This window comes from Argonema galeatum A003/A1, assembly GCF_023333595.1.
Taxonomy (GTDB): Bacteria; Cyanobacteriota; Cyanobacteriia; order Cyanobacteriales; family Aerosakkonemataceae; genus Argonema; species Argonema galeatum.
In genome coordinates, this window is record NZ_JAIQZM010000063.1 from 1 (window position 1) to 5,992 (window position 5,992).

Sequence of the window (5,992 nt, forward strand, 5' to 3'; positions counted from 1 at the left end):
TGGTGAAACGCTGCTGCGGCGAAGATACTTGGTGGGTCACTGCCTGGGAAAATAGCTCGGTGCCAGGTTAATATTCAAAGCAAAGGCTCTCTTTCTTCATCAAGGAAGGGAGCTTTTGATTTATTCGGCATCTATCAGATCGCGCTTACCGCTTAATAATTCTTCTAATTCTTCCTGGCTAGAACACTTAAGTATACTCTTAATGAGTTGGACATAATCTTTGAGGCGTTGTTGGTTCATAGGGTAGATCTATATGTAGACAGATTATTATGGCGCTTACCCATAAAATAGGGTGGACAATGCCCACCCTACCGCATTATACCACGAGCCTGTATTAGGATTTAATGCCCTCAGCTTCAGCCACTATAAAGATGGTCTTCATAAGGGAATCAGGGTTGAGGCTCATTGAGTCAATCCCTTGCTCAACTAGGAAGTAGGCAAACTCAGGATAATCGCTGGGGGCTTGACCGCAGATACCAATTTTGCGACCATTCTTTTTAGCTGATGCGATCGCCATCTGCACCATTATCTTCACAGCCTCATTGCGTTCATCAAAAAGATGAGCAACCAAGCCTGAGTCGCGGTCTAATCCCAAGGCTAGCTGCGTCAGATCGTTGGAACCTATGGATAACCCATCAAACTCCTCACAGAATTGATCCGCGAGGATGACGTTGCTGGGAATCTCGCACATCACATAGACTTGCAACCCATTTTCCCCACGCTTCAGTCCATGTTTCGCCATTTCAGCTAACACCTTGCGACCTTCATCCGGCGTGCGACAAAAAGGAATCATGGGAATTACATTTGTCAAACCCATTTCATCCCGCACCCGCTTCAATGCGTGACATTCCAAAGCAAATGCGTCCCGGTATTTCTCATCATAATAACGAGAAGCGCCGCGCCAACCAAGCATCGGGTTTTCTTCTTGCGGTTCAAATTGCCGACCGCCCAAAAGATTGGCATATTCATTACTTTTGAAATCGCTCATCCGCACTATCACTGGTTTGGGATAAAATGCAGCAGCAATTCTTGCTACCCCTTGGGCTAATTTATCCACAAAGTACTGCGGTTTGTCTTCATAAAGTGCGGTCAATTGGGCAATCTTTGCTTGGGCAGATTCATCTTGCAATTTGTCGAAGTGAATCAAAGCTAAAGGATGCACTTTGATGTGATTGGCAATAATAAATTCTAACCGCGCTAAACCGACGCCATCGCAGGGAAGATGGGAAAGACCAAACGCTTCTTCTGGATTCCCCACATTCATCATAATTTTGGTGCGGGTGCGAGGCAAGTTTTCCAGAAGCACTTCTTTTACTTCAAAAGGTAGCAAACCAGCATAAACTCTTCCTTCTTCTCCTTCCGCACAAGAAACTGTTACTTCTTGACCTGTTTTCAAGATATCTGTAGCATCGCCGCTTCCGACAATTGCGGGGATTCCCATTTCGCGAGCTATAATTGCGGCATGACAGGTTCGACCCCCTTTGTTAGTAATAATAGCGCTGGCTTTTTTCATGATCGGTTCCCAGTCAGGGTCGGTTTTATCTGTTACTAAAACTTCGCCTGGTTGGAACAAATCGATTTTGCGAACATCCAGCATGAGGCGAACTTTCCCCTGACCGATCGCTTCCCCAACACTACGACCAGTAACTAGCACATTGCTGCGTTCTTGTAAATGATAGCTACGCAGAATGTTTTGCGATTTCTGCGATTGTACTGTTTCGGGACGCGCTTGGACGATAAACATTTCGTTGGTAATCCCGTCTTTCGCCCACTCGATATCCATCGGGGTGTAAATACCGCGCACATCGCTGTAGTGGTCTTCAATTATGCAAGCCCAACGCGCCAGTTGTAATATTTCATCATCCGAAAGTGCAAATTGCTTCTGTTCGTTGAGGGGAACTCGCTCATTTTTCATTTGTTTGCAACCGCCAACATCGCAAACCAATCTATATTCTTTGCTACCTAACCGTTTGTCGATAATTGGGCGATAGCCATCTTTTAATGTGGGTTTGAAAACTAAATATTCGTCTGGATTAACTGCCCCTTGAACTACATTTTCTCCTAATCCGAATGCTGCTGTAATTAAAGCAGCATTTTTAAATCCTGTTTCGGTGTCAATGGTGAACATCACACCAGAGGAAGCTAGGTCCGATCGCACCATTTTTTGGATGCCGACGGAAAGGGCGACGCTAAAATGGTCGAATCCCCTGGCATGACGATAGGAAATGGCCCGATCGGTAAATAGTGATGCAAAGCATTTGTGACACGCACCAATGACGCTTTCCACAGCTTGGATGTTGAGATAAGTTTCCTGCTGTCCGGCGAAACTGGCGTCGGGTAAGTCTTCTGCGGTGGCGGAGGAACGGACTGCGACTTCTGTTTCTGCGCCGTAGCGATCGCACATTTTCTGGTAACCTAGTGCGATCGCACTCCGCAATTCTTTGGGAAAAGGTGTGTGTAAAAGCAATGACCTCGCCTTTTTTCCCCGTTCCCGCAAGTTATTAACATCTTCCACATCCAAGTCGGCAAACAGTTCGCGCAGCTTTTCTTCTAAACCTGCTGCTTGGATGAAATAACGATAGGCATAAGCTGTAGTTGCAAACCCGTTGGGAACATTGACTCCTTTGTGAGTCAACTGCTGGATCATTTCCCCCAAGGAGGCATTCTTTCCACCAACTAAGGGGATGTCGCCGATCCCAACTTCATCGAACCAGAGAACCAGAGATTTCTCTTTGGAGAACTGGGAAGACTTCTCTTGAGTGGCTATAACCATAGGTATTTCCTGCTATCTAGCCTCAGTCTAGCGATCGCCCGCAGAGGAATGGGTAAATTTCATCACTTCGTAATTTTATTTATAATTTCTTTGGGATCGCTTTCGGGATCGCATTTTATGGTATAATGCTATACAAAATGCTGCTTTTTGGGCCAAGGGGAGTCCCGCCAGCTATTAGCAGAGGAAAATTACTCTATTGATAAATGTGGCTTAGGAAGTAGATTTGTGAGTAGGCTATCTGAATTCACGACCTACAGGCTCCCCAAAGTCAATTTCACCATGTAAATTTTCAGGTGTTACTCGCTCCATCATTTGATTGAATTCTTCCGCTTTTTTAGTTAAAGAGGGAAGACTGGAAAGGATGCTCCATATAGCGGTGCGTTCGAGCGATTCTTCGTTTAACTGGGCCAAGTGAGCTAGTTTCTCATAGACCGATTCCGAGATTTCCAAGGTCAGTTTTCGGGTATTCATGGTTCATTGTTCATCCAGGGCAGTATATTGTTAAGTTTACGTGAATTTTCGGTTTACGGAGAGAGATCGCTTGACGTTCCTCAGTACAAAAGGCTAAATTACATAGATATATTTTACAAGATTTATCTATCTGTAGGTTGATTATAAGCAAGGCAATCATCTGTCTTTATAAGAGATATTGATTTTTATAGTAGGTGCTGGGGAAATGATTTTTCAGCGCTGCCGCGATCGTATTTATTTAGCAAGGTTCCCAGAATGCAACAATCATCACCAGATATAGAAGTATTCTGTTCCCGTCAATTCCTAGAATGGTTGCAGTTAGAGCAGATTAGCCTTGCCTTCACCACCTATCAGACTTCGAGACTATGTTTGATTGGGGTGAATCCACAGGGGCAACTTTCGGGATTTGAGCGTTTGTTCGATCGCGCGATGGGGCTATATGCTACATCAGAACGGCTTTTTCTTAGCACAAAATATCAACTTTGGCAACTAGATAACGCCCTCGCACCAGGGGAATTATACAACGGCTACGACAAACTCTACATCCCTCGCATCGGCTACACTACCGGGGATTTGGATATTCACGATGTAGCTATAGCTACCCCACCCCCAACCCCCTCCCCGTCAACGGGGAGGGGGCTTTCAGAACCCCCCCTTTTTAAGGGGGGGCAGGGGGGGATCGTATTTGTCAGCACCTTACTTAATTGTCTGGCAACTCTGAGCGAAACGAAAAGTTGCACCCCTCTCTGGAAACCCAAATTTATCTCCAAAATCGTCAACGAAGACCGCTGTCACCTCAACGGATTAGCAATGGTAGAGGGACAAACCCGTTTCGTCACCGCTTGCAGTCGTTCCGATGTCGTAGATGGGTGGCGAGACAAACGAAAAGATGGCGGCGTAGTCATAGATATTCCATCAAATGAAATAATTTTAAGTGGGTTAAGTCTGCCCCATTCTCCAAGATTTTATCAAGGAAAATTATGGCTGCATAATTCTGGTTCTGGGGAATTTGGTTATGTAGATTTACAGCAAGGAAAATTTGAACCTGTTACATTTTGTCCCGGATATTTACGAGGGTTAGCATTTTGGAAAAATTATGCAATTGTCGGACTATCCAAACCAAGAAGCGGAGATAAAACTTTTTCTGGGTTATCTCTAGATGATAAATTAATTGCCAAAGATACCGAAGCTCGTTGCGGTTTGATGGTAATTGATTTGAATTCGGGAAATATCATTCATTGGCTGCGGCTAGAAGGAGTTATTAGTGAATTATACGACGTGCAGGTGCTACCAGGAATGCAAAGACCGATGGCTTTAGGATTTCAAACCGAGGAAATTTCTCAACTGATCACCTTAGATTTATCTCGTGAACAGGCTGAGCCTGGTCACGCCAACTCAGAGGCTCAGCCTCCTGAAATTAGTAGCATATCCGAAAAATCAAGGATTGTAGGGGCGGGCTTCGGCGTGAGCGCTCAGCCGAACGGCTTAGCAGATAACCTCTGTTTTACTCCGTTCCCGCCACAAGATTATGTAGGGGCGAAGCATTGCGGAATTAACTTTTCGGTTTTGAGTTAAGCTTAATACCGCAATGCTAATGCCTACGGCACGCTGAGCGCATCCGCGCCGCTACGCGAACGCGAACGCCCTCCCACTATACATAGTCTTCCACCGGGAAGGGAGTAAATAAATATTCTCAGGACTTACGCAAAGCCTCTATCTGTAGGGTGTGTTAGCGATAGCGTAACGCACCATCCACCATATTTAGCGTCCCTGCGTAAGTCCTGTATACTCTCAACAAAACCCGCCCCTACACCTCTGATGGACGCGTAAGTCCTGTGAAAATACCAAATTTGTATTTTTTCAACCAATACTTTTAGCAACTCTTTAGGAAGATAAACACCCAAAAACCATGAAATCCATCAACCAACAAACATCAACCCAAAAATTAGTAATCATCGACCCCAGAGTAGAAGCCTACGAAATATTAGCAGCCGGAGTCCGAGACAGCGCCAAAGTTATTATTATCGACCCTAACTTTGATGGCATCGAACAAATTACAGAGGCATTAAATAATTATCCCGCCCCTAGTTTACATATCGTTTGTCATGGCGAACCCGGTTGTCTGCACCTCGGAAAAACACCCATCAATGCGGCAAATATTGACCAATATCGCCACCAATTACAACAATGGCAAATCAGCGACATTCTCCTCTACTCCTGCAACGTCGCCGCTGACACTCTCAACATCACCACCCGCCTGGGGTTCAACCCCCAGGCTAATAGCGAAAGTCGGTTAAAACCGACTAAAAACGACTCTTCAGTCCACTTCAGTGGACTTGGGCTATTAGCCCGGAAATTGATTTCCGGGCGGGCTTTGTTGGTAACAGAAAACCCAAGTGCGAACTTCCTCCAACAACTCCACCACCTCACCCGCGCCAACATCGCCGCCTCCGCCCACCCAGTCGGGAACCCCAGCAAAGGCGGAACCTGGAACCTAGAACACAGACTGGGAAACATTGCCAGCCCTATTGCCTTTTCCCCAGAAGTATGTAATGCCTATCCCGGCATTTTCCCCGCCTCCTTCGCCACACCCAGCAACTTTGGGGTGGGGACTAATCCCTTTTCCGTCACCGTAGGAGACTTCAACGGTGATGGCAAAACCGACATTGCAGCGGCGAACTTTAACTCCAACAACGTCAGCGTCCTATTAGGGACAGGGACAGGCAGTTTTGGCGCTGCTACCAACTT

At 45.9% G+C, this 5,992-nt stretch carries 4 protein-coding genes; 2 read left to right on the forward strand and 2 right to left on the reverse strand.

From position 1 onward, the window contains the following. Window positions 1-334 precede the first annotated feature (334 nt). Window positions 335-2,773, reverse strand: coding sequence for a phosphoenolpyruvate synthase (gene ppsA / locus LAY41_RS30965; protein WP_249106412.1), 2,439 nt, complete (start codon window positions 2,771-2,773; stop codon window positions 335-337). A gap of 234 nt (window positions 2,774-3,007) precedes the next feature. Beyond that, a complete protein-coding gene (locus LAY41_RS30970; protein WP_249106413.1) occupies window positions 3,008-3,244 on the reverse strand; it encodes a hypothetical protein in 237 nt (78 codons plus the stop codon). A 255-nt stretch (window positions 3,245-3,499) separates the two neighbouring features. Between LAY41_RS30970 and LAY41_RS30975 the strand changes: the two genes are divergently transcribed. Next, a complete protein-coding gene (locus LAY41_RS30975; RefSeq protein ID WP_249106414.1) occupies window positions 3,500-4,819 on the forward strand; it encodes a TIGR03032 family protein in 1,320 nt (439 codons plus the stop codon). Window positions 4,820-5,153: 334 nt separating this feature from the next. Beyond that, window positions 5,154-5,992 (forward strand): DUF4347 domain-containing protein (locus tag LAY41_RS30980; protein ID WP_249106415.1); only part of this gene is annotated, 839 nt, incomplete at its 3' end.